18 protein-coding genes and 1 riboswitch are annotated in these 23,498 nt (G+C 73.4%); of the genes, 7 read left to right on the forward strand and 11 right to left on the reverse strand.

Annotated features, from left to right (window positions below; all coding sequences use genetic code 11):
- The 3 genes from AB0C03_RS06515 to AB0C03_RS06525 form a co-directional block, all read right to left on the reverse strand.
- Window positions 1–336 (reverse strand): hypothetical protein, encoded by a 336-nt coding sequence (locus tag AB0C03_RS06515; protein ID WP_210866079.1) that lies wholly within the window; start codon window positions 334–336, stop codon window positions 1–3.
- Between the two features lie 148 nt (window positions 337–484).
- Window positions 485–1,267 (reverse strand): LppM family (lipo)protein, encoded by a 783-nt coding sequence (locus AB0C03_RS06520; RefSeq protein ID WP_210866080.1) that lies wholly within the window; start codon window positions 1,265–1,267, stop codon window positions 485–487.
- Window positions 1,268–1,482: 215 nt separating this feature from the next.
- Window positions 1,483–2,646, reverse strand: a complete 1,164-nt coding sequence (locus AB0C03_RS06525; RefSeq protein ID WP_357634969.1) for an FAD-dependent oxidoreductase — start codon at window positions 2,644–2,646, stop codon at window positions 1,483–1,485.
- 67 nt (window positions 2,647–2,713) lie between these two features.
- On the opposite strand from AB0C03_RS06525, the gene AB0C03_RS06530 reads away from it, so the two are divergent.
- Window positions 2,714–3,343 (forward strand): TetR/AcrR family transcriptional regulator, encoded by a 630-nt coding sequence (locus tag AB0C03_RS06530; protein ID WP_030327517.1) that lies wholly within the window; start codon window positions 2,714–2,716, stop codon window positions 3,341–3,343.
- An 807-nt stretch (window positions 3,344–4,150) separates the two neighbouring features.
- Window positions 4,151–5,275, forward strand: coding sequence for an FUSC family protein (locus AB0C03_RS06535; protein ID WP_357634972.1), 1,125 nt, complete (start codon window positions 4,151–4,153; stop codon window positions 5,273–5,275).
- Between the two features lie 13 nt (window positions 5,276–5,288).
- On the opposite strand, the gene AB0C03_RS06540 is transcribed toward AB0C03_RS06535, so the two are convergent.
- Window positions 5,289–6,017 (reverse strand): alpha/beta hydrolase, encoded by a 729-nt coding sequence (locus AB0C03_RS06540; RefSeq protein ID WP_357634975.1) that lies wholly within the window; start codon window positions 6,015–6,017, stop codon window positions 5,289–5,291.
- 78 nt (window positions 6,018–6,095) lie between these two features.
- On the reverse strand, window positions 6,096–7,085 hold the full coding sequence (locus AB0C03_RS06545; protein ID WP_030327521.1) for a LacI family DNA-binding transcriptional regulator: 990 nt from the start codon (window positions 7,083–7,085) through the stop codon (window positions 6,096–6,098).
- A gap of 160 nt (window positions 7,086–7,245) precedes the next feature.
- Between AB0C03_RS06545 and AB0C03_RS06550 the strand changes: the two genes are divergently transcribed.
- Both AB0C03_RS06550 and AB0C03_RS06555 read left to right on the forward strand, forming a co-directional pair.
- The gene (locus AB0C03_RS06550; RefSeq protein ID WP_081883632.1) at window positions 7,246–8,508 is read left to right on the forward strand and encodes an MFS transporter; all 1,263 of its coding nucleotides are present in this window, start codon (window positions 7,246–7,248) and stop codon (window positions 8,506–8,508) included.
- A gap of 73 nt (window positions 8,509–8,581) precedes the next feature.
- Window positions 8,582–9,478, forward strand: coding sequence for an aldo/keto reductase (locus AB0C03_RS06555; protein ID WP_030327523.1), 897 nt, complete (start codon window positions 8,582–8,584; stop codon window positions 9,476–9,478).
- 19 nt (window positions 9,479–9,497) lie between these two features.
- Here the strand turns inward: AB0C03_RS06555 and ileS are convergent, their stop codons facing one another.
- The 5 genes from ileS to AB0C03_RS06580 form a co-directional block, all read right to left on the reverse strand.
- Window positions 9,498–12,644, reverse strand: a complete 3,147-nt coding sequence (gene ileS / locus AB0C03_RS06560; RefSeq protein ID WP_357634980.1) for an isoleucine--tRNA ligase — start codon at window positions 12,642–12,644, stop codon at window positions 9,498–9,500.
- Window positions 12,645–12,922: 278 nt separating this feature from the next.
- Window positions 12,923–13,588 carry a hypothetical protein gene (locus tag AB0C03_RS06565; protein ID WP_030327526.1) on the reverse strand — a complete coding sequence of 222 codons (666 nt, stop codon included), beginning with the start codon at window positions 13,586–13,588 and terminating at the stop codon, window positions 12,923–12,925.
- 29 nt (window positions 13,589–13,617) lie between these two features.
- Entirely contained in the window at window positions 13,618–14,166 is a 549-nt protein-coding gene (locus tag AB0C03_RS06570; RefSeq protein ID WP_030327527.1) for a hypothetical protein, read from the reverse strand.
- A gap of 102 nt (window positions 14,167–14,268) precedes the next feature.
- Entirely contained in the window at window positions 14,269–14,988 is a 720-nt protein-coding gene (locus AB0C03_RS06575; RefSeq protein WP_210866086.1) for a hypothetical protein, read from the reverse strand.
- The gene (locus tag AB0C03_RS06580) at window positions 14,981–15,553 is read right to left on the reverse strand and encodes an RNA polymerase sigma factor (RefSeq protein ID WP_210866087.1); all 573 of its coding nucleotides are present in this window, start codon (window positions 15,551–15,553) and stop codon (window positions 14,981–14,983) included. The genes AB0C03_RS06575 and AB0C03_RS06580 overlap by 8 nt, the downstream gene beginning before the upstream one ends.
- A gap of 136 nt (window positions 15,554–15,689) precedes the next feature.
- Here AB0C03_RS06580 and AB0C03_RS06585 point away from each other — a divergent pair, with 136 nt between their 5' ends.
- Window positions 15,690–16,025, forward strand: coding sequence for a hypothetical protein (locus tag AB0C03_RS06585; protein ID WP_357634986.1), 336 nt, complete (start codon window positions 15,690–15,692; stop codon window positions 16,023–16,025).
- A 2-nt stretch (window positions 16,026–16,027) separates the two neighbouring features.
- Here the strand turns inward: AB0C03_RS06585 and AB0C03_RS06590 are convergent, their stop codons facing one another.
- Complete coding sequence (locus AB0C03_RS06590; protein WP_210866089.1) at window positions 16,028–16,744, reverse strand: MBL fold metallo-hydrolase; 717 nt, start codon at window positions 16,742–16,744, stop codon at window positions 16,028–16,030.
- 316 nt (window positions 16,745–17,060) lie between these two features.
- Window positions 17,061–17,237, forward strand: a riboswitch (cobalamin riboswitch).
- Between the two features lie 290 nt (window positions 17,238–17,527).
- Between AB0C03_RS06590 and cobN the strand changes: the two genes are divergently transcribed.
- A complete protein-coding gene (gene cobN / locus AB0C03_RS06595) occupies window positions 17,528–21,196 on the forward strand; it encodes a cobaltochelatase subunit CobN (protein WP_357634990.1) in 3,669 nt (1,222 codons plus the stop codon).
- Window positions 21,193–23,475, forward strand: coding sequence for a magnesium chelatase subunit D family protein (locus AB0C03_RS06600; RefSeq protein WP_435823360.1), 2,283 nt, complete (start codon window positions 21,193–21,195; stop codon window positions 23,473–23,475). The genes cobN and AB0C03_RS06600 overlap by 4 nt, the downstream gene beginning before the upstream one ends.
- Window positions 23,476–23,498: the final 23 nt, after the last annotated feature.

Here is a 23,498-nt window from a genome sequence, read left to right on the forward strand (position 1 = left end):
TCAGACCCAGGAACGGAAGACTCGGGGCTCGCGACCGCCGGCGACCTGCGTCGGCGTCGCCTGCCGGTTGCCGGGTGGGAACTGGTTGACGCCGAGCGCGGCGGAGAAGATGACCAGCGCGTTGAAGAAGGCGATGACCCACTTCTCGCCGCCGGCGTCGTCGGCGAACGCCGCCGTCACGTAGGACAGCAGCAGCGCGATGGCGATGGCGATCCACTTGCGGAGCTTGTCGCCGCTCGGGCCGATCAGCCCGCCGATGACGTTGGTGGCCAGCAGGGTGGCGGCGCTCGCGCCGGCGATCGTCCCCAGAGCTGCCCAGGTGAAGAGATCGTTCATGACGATCCCCCTTTTCTGCGATGGTGCGACCGGGATGTGGTGGTGGTGAGGTTCGGTGCGCCCGCAGCGGGAGCACCGGGGCCGGTCGCCGTCGGTTCGGGGGCGGCCGGGGCCGGGCGTGGCCGGCCGGGGCCGGCCACCAGATGGATCAGCCGGGCCTCGGGGCGCCGGCGTGCGGGCCCGGCGGCGGGGTCGGACCGGGCGCGGCCGGCGTCGCGGGTAGGCGGCGGCGCACCAGGAGTACGCCCACCGCGGTGATCACCAGCAGGAGGAGGACACCGCCGACGACCAGCAGCCAGGGGAATCCGCCGTCGTCGTCACCGCCGGCGGCGGCCGGTGACGTGGACGGGCGGGGCGGGGCCTCGGCCACGGCCCGCAGTTCGGTCGGCTTCTCCTGGTTGGGGTCGACCTTCCAACTGACCGACCGGCCGTTGACGGTGCCATTGCTGTCGATCACCCGGCCGGGAAATGTCACCGAGATCTCGAACGACATGAGCTTGAGGAACGCCTGTTGGTTCTGCGGATTCTGCTCCGCGACCTTTCCGCCATATTTCTTCGGATCGAGCGGCAGCGTGAAGCGGTACAGATCGCCGTCCCTGACCAGTTTCACGCTCTCGGTGTCGAAACCGGCGAGCGGCGCCTTGCGGTAACTGATCTGGGATCCGTAAAAAGTGTCGTCCTGGTAAAGGGTCTCCTCGCCGGCGGGCAGGGCGGGGATGTTCTGCCGCAACTCCGCGAAGGCGACCGGGAGGTTCTTGTTGCGCCCGCTCAGCAGGGACTTCTGGGCCGTCAGCAGGAGCTGGCCGTCGACAGTGTCGTCGGCGTTGACCGTCAACCCCATGTTGAGTTGCATGCAGCCGCTCAGCGCGGCGAGAAGGAGGAGGCACACCGCGACGCGGAGTGCTCTGCCGCGGTTGACTCTCCTGTTCATGGGCTCAGTGTGTGTGATCGCTTTCATCATCAGCAGTCAGCGATCGGTCACAACGAAGTCGCCGATTGTACCGACGCGCTGTCGTCTTTGATTAACCCGGACGACGACCCGAATGACTATTCTGGAGTTTTGGGGCGACGACGGTCCATCGTCGGCTGTGCGCTGATCGGATGGGAATTGTCGCGGGCGTCTGGCCGGTGGATCCTGCGGCCGGCTCAGCCAGCCGGCGGTCGCCAGTCCGCGTACCGGGCCATGCTGCGCAGCGCGACCCGCCCCGGGGTGAGCCGCAACGCGGTGTCGCGCACCGCGACGGCGATCGGATGGCATAGTTGCTGTCCGAACCGGCCGGCGGTGACGGAGGCCCGGGCGACGGCCTGACTGCGCGGTCGGCGCTGCTCGTCGTACGCGCCCAGGGCGGCCGGCAGCCCCTCGGGGCCGTTGGCGCAGACCGCGCCGAGCACCACCGCGTCCTCGATGGCCTGTCCGGCCCCCTGGCCGAGGTTGGGTGTCATCGCGTGGGCGGCGTCGCCGAGCAGCGCCACCCGCCCCCGCACGTACGACGGCAGCGGCGCGGCCAGGTGGTGGATGTCGTTGCGCAGCACGACGCCGGGCGGGGTGGCCGCGAGCAGCGCCGGAATGGGGTCGTGCCAGTCGCCGAAGCGCTCCCGCAGGGCCGCGAGTTCGTCGGGGGCGTGGCCGCCCGGCGGGGCGTTCAGTGCGGCGTACCAGTAGAGCTGACCGTCGCCGATCGGCACCATGCCGAACTCGGCCCCCGGCCCCCAGGTGATGGCGGCCGGGACCGGGTCCGCAAACGCGATGGCCGCCCGCCACGCCGTCGATCCGGCGTACACCGGGCCGGGGTGTTGCGGCCAGAGCTGGGCGCGGACCCGGCTGCGCAGGCCGTCGGCGCCGACCACCAGATCGGCGGTGAGGGTGCGCGAGCCGTTCGGGGTCCGGTAACGCACCGACGCCCGTTCCGGGTCGGACTCGACGTGCTCCACGGTGGCCGAGGTGTGCAGGGACGACGCGGGCAGCGCCTCGCGCAGGGTGCGGTGCAGCGTGGCCCGGTGCACGCCGAGCGCGGTGGTGCCCAGCTGCCGGACCATCTCCGTGGCGTCCACCCGGGACAGCCACCGGCCGTGCCGGTTACGGATGCCGCCGGGTGCCTCGCCGTGCCCACCTCGGCGCACTGTCGGGCCGAGACCGAGGGCGTCCAGCGCGCGCACCGCGTTGGCCATCAGGCTCAGGCCGGCGCCGACCTCGCGCAGCTCGGGGGCGCGCTCCAGCACGGTGACCCGCCATCCCTGCCGGTGCAGGGCGAGCGCCGCGCTCAACCCGCCGATGCCGCCACCCACCACCACCGCGTGCGCGTCGCTCATGCCGATCCTCCTTCTACACCTGTAGAAGGAGGATACTACCTGCGGAACACGGGAGAGGGGGACCGCCATGACGGCGCGGGCGAACCGGGTCGCGACGCTGACCGACGCCGCCATCGAACTGATCGCCGACGGCGGCATGCGAGCCCTCACCCACCGGGCGGTCGACGGCCGCGCCGGCGTGCCGCCGGGCACCACCTCCGCGTACCTGCGGACCCGCCAGGCGCTGATCGAGGCCGTGGTGGGACGGCTCGCCGAACGGGACCGGGCCGACCTGGCCGCGTACGACCTGCCGACCGACCCGCCGCCCCCGACACCGGCTCCCCGGCTCGACAGTGGCGACCTCGACGCGCTCGCCGCCGGAGTCGCCGAGGTGCTCGACCGCTGGTTGAGCACCGGGCGCAGTCGAAGCCTGGCCCGCTACGCCTGCCTGCTGGAGGCGGTGCACCGGCCTGAGCTGCGCAGCATCCTGCAGCACGGCACCGGCCTGCGGGTGCAGGCCCGGGACCTGCTGACCCGGGCCGGGGCGACCGACCCCGACCGGCAGGGCGACCAGTTCGTGGCGTTCGTGGACGGGCTGCTCTTCGATCGGCTGGCCGGCGCGGGCGCGCTCACCGCCCCGCCGCCGGGTAGCGCGGCCAGCCGCGCCGACCTGAGCGCCGCCGTCCGGACACTGCTGCGCGCCCTCACCGGGACCTGACCCGACCGGCCTGCCGGCAGTCGAGCGCCGAAGCGGGCCTGGTGGGTGGGCCTGCCTGGTGGGTGGGACTGCCCGGTGGGTGGGACTGCCTGGTGGGTGGGACTGCCTGGTGGGCGGACCTGCCGGTGGGCGGGCCTGGCGGGTCCGTCGAGAACGTGGGCGCGCTGGCACCGGGCGGGGCGCGGCGGCAGTCCCGATGAGCAGGCCCGACGGGTGATGGGAGACGGTCATCTCGGAATACCGTGGGCCGTCGACGTGGTGCCGTGGGTGGGCCCCTTTGGAGCTGAATCGTTTACGACATCGAGCCAGATCCGCTCGCGATATCGATCCGGATCGTCTTGCGACTCGGACCAGGTCAGCTTCCGACATCGGGCCGGCTCAGCTTGCACCATCGAGCCAGGCCGGTTTGCGACATCGGGCCAGCTCAGCTTGCACCATCGAGGTAGACCGGGTTGCGGCATCGGGCCAGGCCGGTTTCGACATCGAGTCGGGCCCGTTTGCGATATCCAGCTCGATCCGACTACTGCCGCGAGTTTGATCCGTTCGCGACATCGCGGTTGATTCGTCTACGGCCTCGGACTCGACACGGTCAGGGCCGCCAGCGTGAACCGTGCACGGGAGGGCGCCTGATTCGTTGACGGCATCAGCTCCAAAGGGCTGCGAACGACGTATGCGGGTGGGCCGGCGGTGTCGTGGCGCACTCAGATGGGCTGGCGGTGCGGTGACTGGTCGGTGGTGTGGTGACCTGGTTGGCAGGGCGGGGGCGGGGCGCGGCAGACCGACTGGCGCGGGCAGGAGAGGTGGGCGATGGTGCGGATCAGCGGGCTGCGGACGGCTGCTGGGCGGCTGCGGCGTGGCTGGCGGCCGGTGCTGGAGGCGACGGTCGCGGCGACAGTGGCCTGGCTGCTGGCCACCCGGTTGCTCGGGCACCCGCAGCCCTTCTTCGCGCCGGCCGCCGCGCTGATCGTTCTCGGTCAGGCCCGGGGGCAGCGCATCCACCGCGCCGTCGAGGTCGTCCTCGGGGTCGCCGCCGGGGTGCTCGTCGCCGACCTGGTGGTGCAGGCGCTCGGCCCGGGTAGCACCTGGACGGTGTTCACCGTCATCCTGCTCACCGTCCTGCTCGCGGTGGCCTTCGGCGCTACCGGCGTGACCCTGGTGCAGGCGGCGGTCTCCGCGCTCTACCTGGTGGTGGTCGCGCCGCCGGACGGGTCGTTGGTGCCGTTCCGTTTCGTCGACGCGCTGGTCGGCGGCGTCGTCGCGCTCGCGGCCAGCCTGCTGGTCGACGCCCGGCACCCGCTCGCCCCGCTGGTCGCCGAGGTGCGGCGGACCTTCGACGAGCTGGCCGGGTTGCTGGACGGGATCGCCGACGCGCTGGACGACCGCGACGAGCCGGCGGCGGTCGCCGCGCTGCGGCAGGCGCGGGGGATGGACGCCCGGGTGGACGGGCTGCGCGACGGAGTGCTGGCCGCCGGTGAGGCGCTGCGGCTCAACGTCCGCCGACGTCAGCACCTCGGTCGGCTGCGCTCGGTGGACGAGTCCATCCGGCAGATCGACTACGCGGTCCGCAACGTCCGGGTGCTGGCCCGTGCGGGGGTGACCCTCAGCCGGATGCAGACGGCGGCCCCGGCCGAGCTGGGCGCCGCCCTGCGGTCCCTGGCCGAAGCGGTCCGGCAGGCCGGTGCCGCCCTCGCCGCCGACCTGGACGGGCAGGAAGAGACCGCCGACCGGCACGCCACCCGGGCCGACGAGTCGGCGTTGGCCGCGGTGCACACCGCAGGGCAGCTCTTCGGCTCCACCCAGACCCTTCCCCTGGCGATGATCATCGGTCAGGTCCGGGCCACGGCCATCGACCTGCTGCGCGGCGTCAACCCGCGCGACGACGCCGCCGTCCTCGCCCGCGTCGACGACGCCCTCGGCCTTCCCCCGGTCTGACGCCCGCCCCCGGTCAGGGCCGGGCCACGACCCGTGGGGGATGGCCGGTGAGCCAGCTGATGGCCGAGTCGCGGACCGGCACGGGGATGTCGTGGCCGCCGGAAAACTCCTCGTAGGTCACGTCGTAACCGAGGTCGCGCAGGTGGGGGACGAGGCGGCGGCTGCACACGTCGATGGGCAGCACCCGGTCGTCGACGCCGTGCGAGATGAAGACCCGTGGCCGGCCGTGCGTGACCGGCGGCGCGGCGAAACCGGGGGAGAACGCCACCACCGCGTCGATCAGATCCCCGTTCGCCAGGCCCAACGACAGCGCGTACGAGGCGCCGTCGGAGAAGCCGCCGACTGTCACGTCGGCGATCGGGTAGCCGTCGAAGACGGTCGCCAACAGCGCGTCGATGCGCCGCACGTCCGCCCCGAATCCGCCGGCGATCAGGTCCCAACTGGCCGCCGACGAGTCCGGGGCGACCAGCAGCAGGTGCTGCGCGTCCGCGACCGGCAACAGCAGGTCCAGGCCCTGTCGCGCCGAGCCGCCGGCACCGTGCAGGAGCAGCACCAACCGGTACGCCGAACCGTCGCCCGCCGGCTCCGGGACGTACCCCACTGCCAGCCGGTCCCCGTCGCGGCCGGTCATCGGCACCAGCCCGGTGCGCCCCGGCGCCGCCGGTGGGTGGTGGCGGGCGGTCAACCGGCCGTCGCGCGGGCTCGGCGCCGGGTCCCAGTGCGACGGCGCGGAGTCGGACACGGGTCGGCGCTCCTCGGGGTGGACGTAAGGTCCGCCCCGGTTACCCGGCCCGTGCGGGGTTAACCGCCGGGCGTCGACTCAGGCGCTGGCCCGCGCCACCAGGGCCGACGGGAAGAGGGTCACCGGGGCCGCCGGGCGTCCGTCCAGCACAGCGGTGGCCGCGGCGACGGCGATCCGCCCCACCGGGTGACTCGCCGTAGTCAGCGCCGGGGCGGTCATCCCGGCCAACGGAATGTCGTCGAAGCCGGCCACCGCGACGTCGCCCGGCACCCGCACACCGGCGTCCCGCAGGCCCGCGATCACGCCGAGCGCGGTGTCGTCGCTGATCGCGTAGACCGCGTCGATGTCCGGCCAGCGGTGCAGCGCCTCGCCGGCCGCCGTCCGGCCGCGCGCCGCCCGGAAGTCCCCGGGCAGGATCCGCTCCGGCAGGCCCGCCTCGGCCATCAACCGGCGGTACGTCTGCACCGGGCGTTGCGCGCAGGGCAGCCATCGGGGGCCGGTCACCATGGCGATACGGCGGCGACCCGCGGCGTACAGGTGGCGCAGCACCGCTTCGGAGCCGGCGGCGTTGTCGACGTCGAACGACGGCACGGTGGCCGAGCCGATGCCGATCGAGACCACCCGACCGCGTAGCGACTGGGGAACCGCCGCCAGCAGGTCCTCGGTGGTGTTGACCAGGATCACCCCGCACACGCTGCGATCCCGGCCGATCTGGTCGAGGGTGCGGGGGTCGCCGAACGGCAGCCAGTGCAGCGCCACCCCGACACCAGCGGGCGTGCACACCCGGGCGGCCGAGCCGACCACCTGGTGCACGTACGGGTCGTCCAGCACCGCGGCGCTGGTCCCCAGAACGGCCACCACCAGGCGGACGCCGCCGCCGCGGACCAACGCCCGGGCGGCCGGGTTGGGCACGTAACCGAGCTGGTCGACGGCCGCGGTGACCTGTTCCCGGGCGGCCGGTGACGCGAACCCCGTGCCGGCGATCACCCGCGAGGCCGTGGACCGGGACACCCCGGCGACCCGGGCCACGTCCTCAAGAGTGGCCGGTCGCTGTGCCGCTGTCGTCATCGTCGCCTCCCGCGGCGGCCCGTCCGGTCGGACCAGCGCCTGCGCCCATCATGCCCCGGCCCCACCAGCTGCGGTAAGGGGCGGTCCCGGGTTGTGGTGGTAGCGCTCTCAGGTGTGCGATCGTGCCAGGAGATCACCCCGAGAAAGAGGACCCACCCTCGTGAGCGCCCCCACCAGTCGACCCCTGGCCCCGGACACCGCCTCGCCGAACCTGCGGACGGTGCGGCTCGCCCGCAACGGTGTCGCTGTCACCTTCACCCTCAACGGACTGGCCGTGGGCAGCTGGTTCTCCCGCGTTCCGGCCGTCCGTGAGGCGTTGGACCTCTCCGCCGGCCGACTCGGGCTGCTGCTGCTGGCGATGAGCGTCGGCGCGCTGCTCGCCATGCCCACCTCCGGCCTGCTCGCCCAGCGCTTCGGCGCGGCCCGCACCGTGACGATGGCCACCGTCATGGTCGCCGTCGGCCTGAGCGTGGCGGGGCTGGGCGCCACGATGACCGGATCGTTCGCCCTCGTCGCACTGGGGTTGGTTGCCCTCGGTTACGGCTCCGGCGCCTGCGACGTGGCGATGAACATCGAGGGCGCGGCGGTGGAGCGGCGGCTCGGCCGGACGATCATGCCCCGTTTCCACGCCGGGTGGAGCCTCGGTTCGGTTGCCGGCGCGGCGCTCGGTGCCGGGGCGGCCCGCTTCGACGTGTCAGTCGGCGCGCACCTCGTCGCGGTGGCGGTGGTCGTGCTGGCCGGCACCGCGCTCGCCGCCCGGACGTACCTGCCGGTGGGCAGCGACCACACCGGCGACCCGGCGGACGCCACCCCGGCGGCCCGCCGCCGGGCGCAACTCGCCGCCTGGCGGGAGCCGCGCACCCTGCTGATCGGGCTGTTCGTGCTGGTGGCCGCGTTCACCGAGGGTGCCGCCAACGACTGGTTGGCGGTGGCGTTCATCGACGGACGGGACCTGAGCGAGGCCGCCGGCGCGGCCGTCTTCGCGGTCTTCGTGGTGGGCATGACCATCGGGCGTACCGCCGGCACCATCGCCCTGGACCGCTGGGGTCGGGTACCGGTGATCAGCGGCACCATCGGCCTCGCCGTGCTCGGCGCGGGCCTGGCCGTGCTGGCGGGTTCCGGGCCGGTGGCCGTCGTCGGCGTCGCGCTGTGGGGTCTCGGTGCGTCGCTGGGCTTCCCGGTCGGGATGAGCGCGGCGGCCGACGACGAGTCGCACGCGGCGGTGCGGGTGAGCGTGGTCGCGGTGATCGGCTACACCGCGTTCCTCGGCGGCCCGCCGTTGCTGGGGCTGGTCGGCGACCAGGTCGGCACCCTGCGCGCGCTGCTGGTGGTGCCTCTGCTGCTGCTGCCGACCCTGCTGCTGGTGCCGGTGCTGCGCCCGCCGCACCCGGCTGGAACGGCTCCGTCGGTAGATAAAAACTAACCCACCGCGCCGCCTGGCGGTATCGGGTGCGTGGCCGACTGCGCCGCGCACCCGAGCTGGTTATCGTCGCCCGATGCCAACCGACAAGATCACCGCCGCCGCGGCGGGCAGCTGGACCCTGGGCGACCGCACCGTACGCCGGATGGGCTTCGGCTCCATGCGGATCACCGCGAACCCCGACCCGGACCGGGCCGTCGCCCTGCTGCGCCGGGCCGTGGAGTTGGGCGTCAACCACATCGACACGGCCGCCTTCTACGTCTCACCCGGCGGCACCCTGCGGGTCGGCACCGGCCCGGCCCGCTACGCCACCGAGCTGATCCGCGCGGCGCTCGCCCCGTACCCGGACGAGCTGGTGATCGCCACCAAGGTCGGTTTCGGGTACGACCCGGAGGCGGGCTTCACCGAGGCGTTCACCCCGGCGCAGTTGCGCGATCAGGTCGAGGAGAACCTTCGCCGCCTCGGCCGCGACCAGCTGGACGTGGTGAACCTGCGCCTCGGCCGGGGGCCGGGCCCGGTGCCGCTGGCCGACCGGTTCGGCGCGCTCGCCGAGCTGCGGGCCGCCGGGCTGATCCGGCACCTCGGGCTCTCCAACGTCCGGCCGGAGCAGCTGGACGAGGTGGCGGGCATCGCGCCGGTGGTCTGTGTGCAGAACAACTACGGTGTGGACGCCTACCGGGAGCAGGACCCGTTCGTCCGGCTCTGCGGTGAGCGGGGTATCGCCTACGTGCCGTTCTTCGCGCTCGCCGGCACCGGGCGGGAGGCGGGCGCGAGCGCCGCGCAGGGCGAGGCCGTCGAGGCGGTCGCCCGCGTCCACGGCGTCACCCCGCAGCAGGTACGCCTCGCCTGGACCCTGCACCAGGGCCCCCACGTGCTGGCCATCCCCGGCACCGCGAACCCGGAGCACCTGGCGCAGAACGTGGCGGCCGGTGCCCTGCACCTGACCCCGGAGGACCTGACCCGGCTCGGTTGACCGGCCACCCGGCCACCGCTCAGGCCTGCACGACGTGGACGACGATCTCGTAGCCGTTGCCCACGGTGCCGGAGAAACCCTCCGACAACGCGTCCACCACTGTCAGCCTGAGCGCGAGGGTCTCGTGCGCGATGAGCACCTGATGCGTGGAGATCGCCGCCGCCACCTCCGGGGGCGCGGCGATCGACACGGTGACCCGGTCGGACACCGCGAAGTCGGCGTCGCGGCGGGCCTGCTGGACGATGCGGACGACGTCGCGGGCGACGCCCTCGGCCGCCAGTTCGGGGGTGATCTCGGTGTCCAGCGCGATGGTCGCGCCGCGCTGGGTCTCCACCACCCAACCGGTGCGCGGCACCTCCGTGATCAGGATGTCGTCCGGGCCCACCTCGACCGGTGCGCCGTCGACCGACAGCGGGTACGTCCCGTTCGCCCGGACGCCGTCGACCAACTCCCGGGGTGGCACCCCGGCGATGGCCTTCGCGACGTGCTGGGTGCGGTTGCCGAACCGGCGTCCCAGGGTCCGGAAGTTCGCCTTGACCTGCACGTCGATGACACCGCTCTGCGGATCGAGCGGTTCGAGGACCTTGACGTTCAACTCGTCGCCGATGTCGTCCAGCAACGCCTGCGGGAGAACCGTGCCGGCCGGCAGCCCCACCAGCGCCCGGCTCAACGGCTGCCGGATCCGCAGACCGCTCGCCTTACGCGCGGAGCGGCCCGCCTCCGCCAACGCCCGTGCCGTGGCCACCTGGGCCGACAACTCCGTGCTGATCAGTGTGGGGTCGGGGGTGGGCCAGGTCGCCAGGTGCACCGACTCCGGGGCTGACGCCGACCCCCGCCGGACGACCTGCTGCCACACCTCCTCCGTGACGAACGGAATGAACGGCGCGAGGAGCCGGGTGAGGATGTCGAGGCACTCGTACAGGGTGGTGAGCGCGTCGGGGTCGCCCTCCCAGAAGCGCTGTCGCGACCGCCGCACGTACCAGTTGGACAGGTCGTCGATGAAGTCGGCGAGCAGTCGGCCGGCGCGCGCCGTGTCGTAGTTCTGCAGTCGTTCGTCCACGGCGGCCGCGAGGGCGTGGACCTCGCCGACGATCCACCGGTCCAGCACCGGCCGCTGGGCGACCGGCTGCGCCAGGTGCGGCGCCCACGTCGAGTTCGCCGCGTAGAGGGAGAAGAAGGCCGCGGTGTTCCAGTAGGTCATCAACACCTTGCGGACGATCTCGTCGAGCGGGCCGGGCCCGACCCGGCGCGGCGACCACGGTGAGCCGGAGCAGGCCATGAACCAGCGCACCGCGTCCGCACCGTGGGTGTCCATCAACGGGATCGGCAGCAGGATGTTGCCCAGGTGTTTGCTCATCTTGCGGCCGTCCTCGGCCAGGATGTGCCCGAGGCAGACGACGTTCTCGTACGGGGACCGGTCGAAGACCAGCGTGCCCACCGCCATCAGCGTGTAGAACCAGCCCCGCGTCTGGTCGATCGCCTCACAGATGTACTGGGCCGGGTAGCTGCGTTCGAAGAGCTCCTTGCTGCCGGGCACGTGCGGGTAGCCCAACGACGCGAACGGCATCGCGCCGGAGTCGTACCAGGCGTCGATCACCTCGGGGACGCGGGTGGCGGTCCGGCCGCAGTCCGGGCACGCGATGGTGATCTCGTCGACGTACGGGCGGTGCGGGTCCAACTCGGACAGGTCGGCGCCGGCCAGCTCGCCGAGCTCCGCACGGGAACCGACAGCTGTCACGTGGTTGTCGGGGCAGCGCCACAGCGGCAGCGGGGTGCCCCAGTACCGGGAGCGGGACACCGCCCAGTCGATGTTGTTCTTCAGCCAGTCGCCGTACCGGCCGTGTTTGATGTGCTCCGGGAACCAGTTGGTCTTCTCGTTCTCCCGGGTCAGCTCGTCGCGTACCTCGGTGGTCCGGATGTACCAGGACGGCTGCGCGTAGTACATCAGCGGGGTGTGGCACCGCCAGCAGTGCGGGTAGGGGTGCTCGAACGGCTCGTGCCGGAACAGCCGACCCGAGGTGCGGAGCCGGTCGATGAGCAACGCGTCGGCATCCTTGAAGAACACCCCGCCGACCAGCTCGATGTCGTCGTTGAACCGCCCGTTCGGCGCGACCGGGTTGACCAGCGGCAACCCGTACGCGCGGCAGACGGCGAGGTCGTCGGCGCCGAAGGCCGGCGCCTGGTGCACCAGGCCGGTGCCGTCCTCGGTCGTGACGTACTCCGCGAGGACCACCCGGTGCGCGTCCGGGATGTCCACCAGGTCGAACGGCCGCTCGTACCGCAACCCCTCCAGGGCCGACCCCGCGACGGTCGCCAGGATCTCCGCATCGTCGCCGAGGACCCGCTGGGCCAGCGGTTCGGCGACGACGAAGGTGCCCTGCCCGGTGCGGGCCACCGCGTACGTCACGCCGGGATGGACGGCGACGGCGGTGTTGGACACCAGGGTCCACGGGGTGGTGGTCCAGATCAGCAGGTCGACGCCGTTGTGCCCGGCCACCTCCCCGCGCACCGGGAACCGCACGTACACGGAAGGGTCGACGACTGTCTCGTACCCCTGCGCCACCTCGTGGTCGGAGAGCGTCGTGCCGTCGCGGGTGCAGTACGGGGCGACCCGGAAATCCTCCACCAGGCGCCCACCGTCGTGGATCTGCTTCAGTGACCACCAGACGCTGTCCACGTACTCCGGTGACATCGTCTGGTACGGGTGCTCCAGGTCGATCCAGTAACCCATCCGCTCACTGAGCTGGACGAACTCGTCGACGTGACGAAGCACCGAGGTGCGGCAGCGGGCGTTGAACTCCGCGATGCCCATCTTCTCGATGTCGGGCTTGCCGCCGAGCCCCAGTTCCTTCTCGACCGCCAGCTCGACCGGTAGGCCGTGACAGTCCCAGCCGGCGCGGCGCGGCACCGAGAAGCCGCGCATCGTCCGGTACCGGGGAAAGAGGTCCTTGAAGACCCGCGCCTCGATGTGGTGGGTGCCCGGCGTGCCGTTGGCGGTCGGCGGTCCCTCGTAGAACACCCACGGGGTGCCGTCGGCCGTCTGCTCCAGACTCCGGGTGAACACCGAGTTGGCCTGCCACCACTCGATGACCGCGCGGTCCAGCACCGCGAAGTCGATCTTGGTGGGTAGTGGCACGAATGGCGACTTCGACGGACCGTCCGGCACCGACGCTCTCCCTACACTCCACATCCGCTCACGCGGGCATCAGCTCACTGCCCACGCGGGGACGAAGCGCCGGGCGTATGGCCAGGACTCCGCGGTACCACCCCGCTTGCGCCCCGATGGTGCGGGCGCCGCTCAATTCTGCGACGTGACGTGCCGCTGCGTCCGGTTCTACTGAGGCGGCCAGGCTGCCCGTTCTTCCGGAGGCTCCCCGGTGATGGCCGGATCGGTGCCGATGCCGCCAGCATAGCTGTCCGTGCGCGGGGCTCGTGGCCGGAGTGCTAGCCGTGCGACCAGACGCGCAGCGGGCCGGTGGTGGTGAAGCCCGCGCGAAGCGCCGGTGACAGGTCCTGGGTGGTTTCGTAGCCGACCAGCGGCGCGTCGGGCACTGTGGCGCACACCGCGCGCCAGACGTCGTGGGCGGTGCCGGTGCGGGTGAACAGGTTGGAGACGCCGTACGGGCCGTCCCCGCTGAGCACCGCTCCACCGGTGAGCTCGCCCCGATCGTCGTGGCGGGCGAGCACCAGCACCCGCGGGTCGGCCAGGAGCGCGGGGCGGAACAGGGCCCCACCGCCGTGTACCTCCGCCCAGGACGCCAGGTCGTCGGGGGTGCTGACCCGGTCGAGGGGCGCGTCGGCCGGCGGGGCGGCCGGTTGCCGCTGGATCCACTGCGCGTCGAAGAGCACCCGGAAGCCGTATCCGGACAGGTCGAGATCGGCGAAGCTGTCCTTCACCGTCGCGCCGGGCCCCGCGTCCAACCGCGCCAGCAGGGCCTCGGCGTCGACGCCCGGGCGCAGGGTGACCGCGTCCGGGTACCACTGTGGCGACCGGCGCGGGACCGACCAGGCGTCGGCGTCGGTACGGCCGGGCAGCCCGTGGCTGCCGCAGACGATGTCGCACCACTCGGCGTTGTTGCGGGCCGCCGCCACCCGCTCGTCGTCCCGCACGCCAGCAGCCTAGGCGGCCCGGGTGCCGCTCACCGCGCGTAGGTCAGGTCCATCGTGTCGGTGTGCCCGGACCAGCTCAGGTCGAGGCGCCAGCAACCGGCCCGCGGCAGGTCGATGATCGACGGACCGGGACCGCCGGGGACCTCCCGGATCACCTGCGTGTCGGTGCCGTCCAACCTCGCGGTGATCACCAGGGTTGCCGGTGCGACCGGGTCTGGCGAGGTCGTGACGGCGCGGGCCACCCAGAGGATCTTGTTGTTCGACCCGTCGTCGCGGACCTGCCGCAGCGGATGGGCGAACAGCACCGCCACGATGTCCCCCTTCGCGCCGAAGACGTGCGGAACCCGCGCGTCCCCGCTGAATCCGGCGTCCGCCCAGTCCGGCAGCGGCCCGGTCTCGACCCGCGAGCCGCAGCCCGTCGCGGCGCTCGCCGTGGTGGCGGCGGTGGTGGCCGTGGTGGCGCTCGCCGTGGCGGCGGTCGTGGCAGCCGGTGCGGCCGACCCGCCGCTGGTCGTGGCCGTGCACCCCGCCAACAGGACCACCGATGACACCAGCGTCAACCTGCCCCGTGAACCCATCAGTGCTCCTCCGGTACACCGGCCGCCACCTCGGGCTGGAACAGACCGGGCGACGGCGAATCGTCGTGTCTTCAGGACACCGCCCGGGCCGGCCCGGTTCCCTCAGCGCAGCGAGCGGGCGATCTCGATCGCCTCGGCCCTGGTGAGGTGGCCCTCCAGCCGGTAGCTCACCTCGTTGTCCTGCCAGATCAGGGTCGAGGCGGCCAGCCGGGCGGTCTCCCGGCGGATCCCACCCGCCCGGTCCACGTAGGACAGCACGTGTGGGCCGTCGACCCACACGGCGAAGTCGCCGTTGACCTGGACCCAGTTCGCGCCCGGCGGCGTGACCTCCTTGTGGAAGGCCAGGTCGAGGTGACCGTCGAACGCGTCGACGCGCAGCGCGCCCCCGTCGTAGAGCAGCGTCGCCACCCGGTACCTGCCGGTGGCGTCCGGATCGGCGACCAGCACCCGCTCGGGTGGGCCCAGCTTCGCCGGCAGGCGGATCGGAAACCGTACCGCCCGCTGCGCCTCGTCCAGGGCGACGACCCGCTGCCCGGGTAACGGCGACGCGGTGGCACCGGGCGGTGTCGGTGCGGGCGCGGTGGCGATGCTGACACCGGCGAAGCGCAGCAGCCCGGTGACAACGTCGGCGATGGCGGCCCGGGTCGGCGGCAACACCGCCACCAGCAGGGTGACGAGCGCCACCGCGGCGAGCGAACGCCACCGGCGCCGCCGGGGCGCGGGCGTGCTGAGTCGTACGCGGACGCGGGCGCTCACGTCGGGCGGATCGGGTGTGTCCAGCCAGGTGGACAGGTCCCGCAGTTCCCGTTCGAGGTCACCCATGTCGGACCTCCTCCCGGTCGAGCAGGGTGCGAAGCTTCGCCAGCGCCCTGGAGGTGCGCGACTTCACAGTGCCCCGGGGCCAGCCCAGCGTCGCCACCGTCTCCTCCTCGCTGAGATCGAGGAAGAACCGGCAGACGATCACCTCGCGGTCGCGTACCGGCAGTTGCCGTAGGGCCCGCACCAGCGACGCCCGGCGCTCCCCGGCGAGGACCGCGCCGACAGCGTCGTCCTCGGCGACCTCGGACGTGGGGTCCGCTGCCGCCGCCCGCAGCACGAGCCCGTCGCGCCGGCCCCGGGAGCGGTGCAGGTTGCGGGTCTCGTTGGCGACGATCGCCAGCAGCCACGACCGGAAGGACGCCTCGCCCCGGTAACGGGACAGCTTCCGGTACGCCTTCACGAACGCCTCCTGGATGACGTCCTCGGAGTCCGAGCCGGCACCGAGCAGCACCGCCGTCCGGTACGCGGACGCGGTGTGCCGGGTGACCAGGAGGTCGTACGCCTCCAGGTCACCGGCGCGAGCACGGGTGACGAGCGCCTCGTCGTCCAGGGCAGCCTCCGTTCGCATCACCCACATGACACCGCCCACCCGCCGCGGGTTCCACAGGGATTTCCGACCCGGATCAGCTCTCTCCCACCGGGCGTGCAGCCTATTGCCAGGAATCGGTGCTGCACTGGAGGGGCGTCGAGGAGAGGGGCGGGGCATGAGCTGGTTCAGTCGCCGGTCACGGGGTGCCGAGACGACCCCGACGAAGCTGGACCGGGAGGCGACCCGCGACGACCTCGCGGCGCTGGAGGCGTTCGTCGCCAGCCGGCGCGGGGTGGAGTTCTACCTGGAGCCGGAGACGACCGCCACGGACACCACGGTCGTGGCGATCGCCCACGACGGCGAGTGGATCCGTCGTCGTACCGGAACGCCCCGCGCGGCCGGGGCCATCGCCCGCAAGCACGCGGTGCCGTTGTACGAGGCGGCGCGCACCGGCTACCCGGAGCGGATGCGGGCGTGGAGTCGGGCCCACCCGGAACGTCACGCCCGCTGAGGTCAGGCGGCCTCGACGGCTGACCGGGCCTGCTCAGCCGTCATCGGCTCGGCGTGGCTGGAGACGTACCACAGGTAGTCGTCCCAGAGCAGTCGGCGGACCAGGTCCAGGTCGGGGCCGTCGTCGGGTCGGCGCAGGTGTGCCGGCGGCGGGTAGAAGCAGTCGCCGAGCAGCATGACGCCCGAGTCCGGCACCAGCACGACCGTCGAATCTGGGGCGTGGCCGCCGCCGACGTGCCGTAACCCGACGCCCACCGACAACTCGTCGACATCGGTGAAGGTCCGGGTTGGCGGCAGGATGGTGAAGTCCGCCCAGGAATCCATCGCACGGGCTCGCGCCCGGAAGCTCGGGCCGAGGCGGGGGTCGGCGCGTACCCGCTCGTCCAGATAGTGGTGACTCCAGGGCCGGGCAGCCTCAGCGCGTAGCAGCGGCACCGCCGTCTCGTGTCCGACGATCTCCACGCCGGGCCAGGCGCAAGCGCCCCAGACGTGGTCCCAGTGGTGGTGGGTGTAGACCAGCCAGCGGGGCCGTGGCAGCCCGGCTGCGGCGAGCGCGGCCTGGATCGCGCGGGCGTGCGTGGGGCTCTGCCCGGCGTCGATCATCACACTGCCGCGCTCGTCGGCCACGACGGCGACGCCGGCCTGGACCGCCTCGGGGTCGGGGTCGCCTGGACAGACCCAGACACGGCCGGCCAGGTGGTGGAACTGTGGGACGGCCATGGTGATCGATCTCCGACATTGATCGCGGTTCGCCGCTGTGGCGGTGCCGATCCTAGGTCAGCACGCCGTCGGGCACCGTCCTGCCGGACGATCGGCGCAGGCCAGGATGGGTTCGGCGGTCCTTTGCTCTGCTGCCCTGTACGCACCGGCGACGCCCCGTGCCTGGTGCACATAGGGCAGCAGAGCAAAGGGCGTCGCGCATCGATCTGGGGCGTCGCGAGGCGCGGAGCCGCATTCACGCCGATCGGCGAGGCTCGATCGGTGGTGTCCGGCTGGTGGGGCTGGACTGGCGTTGACCGGCGGCGCGGGGGTGTGGCAGCATTCGCAGCCTGACGGCAGTGAAGGAAGTCGGTGCGAATCCGACGCGGTCCCGCCACTGTCACCGGGGAGCGATCCCCCCTCGTGAGTCACGGCCGTGTGTCTGCGGTTGGAAGGCCGGGGGAGAGCGTCGATCCGGAAGCCAGGATACTTCGGCCGTCGGGACGTACCCCAGGGCGTGGACACCCGAGGAGGACCCGATGACGCATGGCGTCTCTGTGACCGACGATCACCGTCGCGAACCGAGCGGCGGACGCCCCGCCGCGCCCCGCCCCGGCCGCACTGACGCGCCGGCATCCGCACGCTCCCGCGCCGTTCACCGCTGAGTTCCCCACCGCGCCACCCGTCGCCGTCGGCCCCGCGCCGGTGAGCCGCCCGGGTCGCGGTGCCTGCTGAACCCCGCGCCCATCCCACGTCGCCAGCTCGCATCGGCGAGCGCGTCGACGTTACTTCCCGGAGCCTGCCGTGCGCATCCTGCTGCTCTCCACCGCCGACACCGACCTGCTGGCCGCCCGCGCCAGCGGCGCCGACTACCGGTTGGCCAACCCCGCGCGGGTCACCGTCGACGAGGTGCCCGCCCTGCTCGACGGGGTCGCCCTCGTCGTCGTACGCCTGCTCGGCGGTCGGCAGGCGTGGCCGGACGGCCTCGCCGCGGTGCTCGCGACCGGCGTGCCGACGGTGGTGCTCGGCGGCGAGGCGACACCCGACGCGGAGCTGATGGCCAGCTCCACCGTGCCGTCCGGTGTCGCGACCCAGGCGCTGGCGTACCTGGTCGAGGGCGGCCCGGACAACCTGGGGCAGTTGGCGCGGTTCCTTTCCGACACGGTGCTGCTCACCGGTGAGGGGTTCGCCCCGCCCGCGCGCACCCCGGCGTACGGGGTGCACGGCGCGCACCTGGCCGACCCGTACCGGCCCACAGTGGGGATCGTCTTCTACCGGGCACACGCGTTGGCCGGCAACACCGGCTTCATCGACGTGCTGGTCGAGGCGGTCCGGGCGGCCGGCGGCAACCCGCTGCCGATCTTCTGCGGCTCCCTGCGCGGGCTGACCGCCGACGCCGGCCCGCTCGGGCTCTTCGCCCGCTGTGACGCGCTGCTGGTCACCGTGCTCGCGGCTGGCGGTGCGGTCGCCGCCGACGCCTCCGGCGGCGGCGACGAGGACGCCTGGGACGTCGGCGTCCTGGCCGCCCTGGACGTGCCGATCATCCAGGCGCTCTGTCTCACCAGCACCCGGGCGCAGTGGGCCGACAGCGACGCCGGGCTGTCCCCGTTGGACGCCGCCATGCAGGTGGCCATCCCCGAGTTCGACGGCCGGATCGTCACCGTGCCGTTCTCGTTCAAGCAGGTCGACGCCGACGGGCTCTCGGTCTACGCCGCCGATCCCGAGCGGGCCGCCCGGGTCGCCGGGATCGCGGTGCGCCACGCCCGGCTGCGGTACGTGCCGGCCGCCGACAAGCGCGTCGCCGTGGTGCTCAGCTCGTACCCGACGAAGCACTCCCGGGTCGGCAACGCGGTCGGCCTGGACACCCCGGCGTCGGCGGTGCGGTTGTTCGCCGCGCTCGCGGACGCCGGCTACCACCTGGGCGACGGCCCGGTGCCCACCGACGGCGACGCGCTGATCCACGCGCTGATCGCCGCCGGTGGCCACGACGTGGAGTGGCTCACCCCCGAGCAGTTGGCCGGCGCCGAGGCCCGGATACCGGGGCAGACCTACCGGCGTTGGTTCGACCAGGTCCCGGCCGAGCTGCGGGAGCGGATCAGGGAACACTGGGGTGAGCCGCCCGGCGAGCTGTACACCGACGGCGACGACATCGTGCTCGCCGGGCTGCGCTTCGGCAACGTGGTGCTGCTGATCCAGCCGCCGCGCGGCTTCGGGGAGAACCCGATCGCGATATACCACGACCCGGACCTGCCGCCGAGTCACCACTACCTGGCCGCGTACCGCTGGTTGACCGCGCCGGTCGCGGACGGCGGCTTCGGCGCGGACGCCGTGGTGCACCTGGGCAAGCACGGCACCCTGGAGTGGCTGCCCGGCAAGGGCCTCGGCCTGGCCGCCGACTGCGCGCCCGACGCGGTCCTCGGCGACCTGCCGCTGGTGTACCCGTTCATCGTCAACGACCCCGGTGAGGGCACCCAGGCCAAGCGGCGGGCGCACGCCGTGGTCGTCGACCACCTGGTCCCGCCGATGGCCCGCGCCGAGACCTACGGCGACCTGGCCAAACTGGAGCAACTGCTCGACGAGTACGCCACCGTGCAGGCCCTCGACCCGGCCAAGGTGCCCACCGTGCGGGCCCAGATCTGGGACCTGGTGCGCGCCGCCGAGCTGCACCACGACCTGCACGCCGAGGCGATGCCCGACCCGGACGACTTCGACGACTTCGTGCTGCACCTCGACGGGTACCTCTGCGAGGTCAAGGACGTGCAGATCCGCGACGGGCTGCACATCCTCGCCGACGCGCCCACCGGCGAGGCACGGGTCAACCTGGTCCTGGCGGTGCTGCGCGCCCCGCAGATCTGGGGCGGCGCCCGCGCACTGCCCGGCCTGCGGCAGGCCCTCGCCGTCGCGTTCGGGCTCGACGAGCAGGAACTGCTCGCGACGCCGGGACAGCGACTGGCGCTGCCCACGGCGCTCACCGACGTGGTGGACGGGCCGGCCGGCACCGCCGCCGACGCGATCGACCTCATCGAAGCGCTCGCGCGGCGGCTGGTCGTCGGCATGGAGACCCAGGGCTGGGCAGTGGACGCCGTCGACGCCGTGGTGGCGGAGGTGACTGGGCAACCGATCCCGGACGCCGCCGCGGTGCTGCGCTTCGCCGCCACCGAGCTGGTGCCCCGCCTGGACCGGACCACCGACGAGCTGACCCACACCCTCGGCGCGCTCGACGGGAGGTTCGTGCCGCCCGGCCCGTCCGGCTCACCCACCCGGGGCCTGGTCAACGTGCTGCCCACCGGCCGCAACTTCTACTCCGTCGACCCGAAGGCCATCCCCAGCCGCAACGCCTGGGACGTCGGGGTGGCCCTCGCCGACTCGCTGCTGGCCCGGCACCTCGCCGACACCGGCGGGTACCCCCGATCGGTGGGGTTGACAGTGTGGGGCACCAGCGCCATGCGGACCCAGGGTGACGACATCGCCGAGGTGCTCGCGTTGCTGGGCTGCCGGCCGGTCTGGGACGACAGGTCCCGGCGGGTCACCGGCATCGAGGTGGTGCCGACCGCCGAGCTGGACCGGCCGCGCGTCGACGTCACGGTGCGCATCTCCGGTTTCTTCCGCGACGCGTTCCCGCACGTCGTGGCGCTGCTCGACGACGCCGTCCGGCGGGTCGCCGCCCTGGACGAGCCGGACGAGGAGAACTACCTGCGCGCGCACGTCGCCGCCGACCTCGCCGAGCACGGCGACGAGCGGCGGGCCACCGCCCGGATCTTCGGCTCCAAGCCCGGCGCGTACGGGGCGGGGCTGCTGCCCCTGATCGACGCCCGCACCTGGCGCAGCGACGCCGACCTGGCCGAGGTGTACGCGGTGTGGGGCGGCTACGCGTACGGCCGGGGCCTGGACGGGCGGGAGGCGCGCGCCGACATGGAACGCTCGTTCGCCCGGATCGCGGTGGCGGTGAAGAACCAGGACACCCGCGAGCACGACATCGTCGACTCCGACGACTACTTCCAGTACCACGGCGGGATGGTGGCGATGGTCCGCCACCTCACCGGCACGTCACCGGCGGCGTACGTGGGTGACTCGGCGATGCCGCACGACGTGCGCACCCGCACGTTGGGCGAGGAGACCCGGCGGGTGTTCCGGGCCCGGGTGGTCAACCCGAAGTGGATCGCCGCGATGCGCCGGCACGGCTACAAGGGCGCGTTCGAGCTGGCGGCCACAGTGGACTACCTGTTCGGCTACGACGCCACCGCCGGTGTCGTCGACGACTGGATGTACGAGCACCTCGCCGCCGCGTACCTCTTCGACGACACCACCCGGGAGTTCCTGGAGCGGTCCAACCCGTGGGCGCTGCGCGGCATCACCGAGCGGCTGTTGGAGGCCGCCGACCGGGGGCTGTGGGCCGCACCGGAGCCGGCCACCCTCGACCGGCTGCGCGACACGTACCTGGCCAGCGAGGGCGACCTGGAGGACCGGGCGTGAGCGCGAGGAGTGAGCCGGTTTTGCGAGCCCCGCAGTCGCGAACGAAAGGAGGCGCCGTGGCGACTTATCCCTTCAGCGCGGTGCTCGGCATGGCCGACATGCGACTGGCGTTGCTGCTCAACGCGGTCTCCCCGGCGATCGGCGGGGTCCTGGTCCGGGGCGAGAAGGGCACCGCGAAGTCCACCGCCGTGCGGGCCCTCGCCGCGCTGCTCCCCCCGGTGCGCCAGGTGGCCGGTTGCCGGTTCGGTTGTGACCCGGCCGGGCCCGACCCGGCGTGCCCGGACGGCCCGCATCCGGCCGCCGCCGCCGAGACCCGCCCGGCCCGCCTGGTCGAGCTGCCGGTGGGCGCCGCCGAGGACCGGGTGGTCGGCGCGCTGGACCTGGAGAAGGCGATCGGCGAGGGGGTCCGCGCGTTCGAGCCGGGTCTGCTCGCCGCCGCGCACCGGGGAGTGCTCTACGTCGACGAGGTCAACCTGCTGCACGACCACCTGGTCGACCTGCTGCTCGACGCGGCGGCGATGGGCCGCAGCCACGTGGAGCGGGAGGGCGTCTCGGTCAGCCACGCGGCCCGGTTCCTGCTGGTCGGCACGATGAACCCGGAGGAGGGCGAGCTGCGCCCGCAGTTGCTCGACCGGTTCGGGCTCACCGTGGAGGTGAACGCCAGCCGGGACCCGGAGATCCGGGTCGAGGTGGTCCGCCGCCGGCTCGCCGCCGACGCCGACCCGGTCGGCTTCGCCGCCGGTTGGGCGGACGCGGACGCCCAGGTCGCCGCCCAGGTCGCCGCCGCCCGCCGCCGGCTGCCCGGGGTACGACTGCCGGACGCCGCGTTGCGGCAGATCGCCGAGGTGTGCGCGGCGTTCGACGTGGACGGGATGCGCGCCGACATCGTGACCGCCCGCACCGCCCTCGCCCACGCCGCCTGGCACGGCCGGGACCGGGTCACCATGGACGACGTCCGGGTGGCCGCCCGGCTGGCCCTGCCGCACCGCCGCCGCCGCGACCCGTTCGACACCCCCGGCCTGGACGAGAAGCGCCTCGACGAGGCGTTGCAGCGCGCCCAGGACGCCCACCCCGACGACCCGGACGACGACGGCTCCGACGGCCCCGACGACGGTGGCCCCAACGGCGGTGGCCCCAACGGTGGTGGCCCGGCCGGTGACGGCGGCCCGAACGGAAGTAGCCCGGCTGGCGGCGGAGCCCAGGGCGGCGACGCCGGCGGTGACGGGGTCGAGCAGGGCGAACCCGGGTCGGCCGGGTATTCGACGGCACATGACGGCGCGGGCCCGGACGGGCGCACCGACGGCCCGGACGGTACCGACGGCTGGCCGCAGCGTCAGCCGGGTGACCGGGGCGACGACCGCTGGCCGCAGCACCCGAACGGCGCCGGTCGGAACGCGGGGACGCCCGGTGGCCGGGGAGCGTCGGCCGGTGCCGAGGACCCGACCCGGGGCGGGGAGTCGCAGCTGGTGGCCGTGCCCCGGGGTGGGCTGCGGGCGCGGACGCTGACCGCGCCCGGCCTGGGTGACGGGGTGCCGGGCCGGCGGTCGCGGGCCCGCACCGGGCGGGGCCGCACCACCGGCGCGCGGGTGCCGGCGGGCCGGGTCGGCGCGTTGCACCTGCCGGCCACCATCCGGGCCGCCGCGCCGCACCAGGCGGCCCGGGGCCGGCTCACCGGTCCGCTGCGACTGCGCCGCGACGACCTGCGTGAGGCGGTTCGGGAGGGACGCGAGGGCAATCTGGTGCTCTTCGTGGTGGACGCGAGCGGGTCGATGGGTGCCCGGCAGCGGATGAGCACTGTGAAGGACGCGGTGCTCGCCCTGCTCACCGACGCGTACCAGCGCAGGGACAAGGTCGCGGTGATCGCGTTCCGGGGTGCCGGCGCCCGGACCCTGCTGCCGGCGACCTCGTCGGTGTTGGCCGCCTCGACCCGGCTGGCCGAGTTGCCCACCGGTGGGCGGACACCGCTGGCCGAGGGGTTGCTCGCCGCCGCGGACCTGCTGCGGGTGGAGCGCCTGCGCGATCCGAAGCGCCGCCCGCTGGTCCTCATCGTCACCGATGGTCGGGCCACCGCCGGCACCCGCCCACTGGACCGGGCAGCAGCGGCGGCGCAGATCCTGGCCGCCACCAACGCTGCCTGCGTGGTCGTCGACTGCGAGTCCGGCCCGGTCCGCCTCCACCTGGCCGCCCGCCTGGCCACCCAGCTGAATGCCCCAAGAACCCCCCTGGAATCCCTGACCCACCCCCACCCCCGCGATCGTGCACTTTCTGTCGCGGCATAACGGACCAAGCACGCATATGAACA

The organism is Micromonospora parva, assembly GCF_040649675.1.
Taxonomy (GTDB): domain Bacteria; phylum Actinomycetota; class Actinomycetes; order Mycobacteriales; family Micromonosporaceae; genus Micromonospora; species Micromonospora parva.

Bases quoted from the DNA above. Each gene is read 5' to 3' on its own strand.
- AB0C03_RS06515 (WP_210866079.1), bottom strand. From the start codon at position 336: ATGAACGATCTCTTCACCTGGGCAGCTCTGGGGACGATCGCCGGCGCG.
- AB0C03_RS06520 (WP_210866080.1), bottom strand. From the start codon at position 1,267: ATGAACAGGAGAGTCAACCGCGGCAGAGCACTCCGCGTCGCGGTGTGC.
- AB0C03_RS06525 (WP_357634969.1), bottom strand. From the start codon at position 2,646: ATGAGCGACGCGCACGCGGTGGTGGTGGGTGGCGGCATCGGCGGGTTG.
- AB0C03_RS06530 (WP_030327517.1), top strand. From the start codon at position 2,714: ATGACGGCGCGGGCGAACCGGGTCGCGACGCTGACCGACGCCGCCATC.
- AB0C03_RS06535 (WP_357634972.1), top strand. From the start codon at position 4,151: ATGGTGCGGATCAGCGGGCTGCGGACGGCTGCTGGGCGGCTGCGGCGT.
- AB0C03_RS06545 (WP_030327521.1), bottom strand. From the start codon at position 7,085: ATGACGACAGCGGCACAGCGACCGGCCACTCTTGAGGACGTGGCCCGG.
- AB0C03_RS06555 (WP_030327523.1), top strand. From the start codon at position 8,582: ATGCCAACCGACAAGATCACCGCCGCCGCGGCGGGCAGCTGGACCCTG.
- AB0C03_RS06570 (WP_030327527.1), bottom strand. From the start codon at position 14,166: ATGGGTTCACGGGGCAGGTTGACGCTGGTGTCATCGGTGGTCCTGTTG.
- AB0C03_RS06575 (WP_210866086.1), bottom strand. From the start codon at position 14,988: ATGGGTGACCTCGAACGGGAACTGCGGGACCTGTCCACCTGGCTGGAC.
- AB0C03_RS06580 (WP_210866087.1), bottom strand. From the start codon at position 15,553: ATGCGAACGGAGGCTGCCCTGGACGACGAGGCGCTCGTCACCCGTGCT.
- AB0C03_RS06585 (WP_357634986.1), top strand. From the start codon at position 15,690: ATGAGCTGGTTCAGTCGCCGGTCACGGGGTGCCGAGACGACCCCGACG.
- AB0C03_RS06590 (WP_210866089.1), bottom strand. From the start codon at position 16,744: ATGGCCGTCCCACAGTTCCACCACCTGGCCGGCCGTGTCTGGGTCTGT.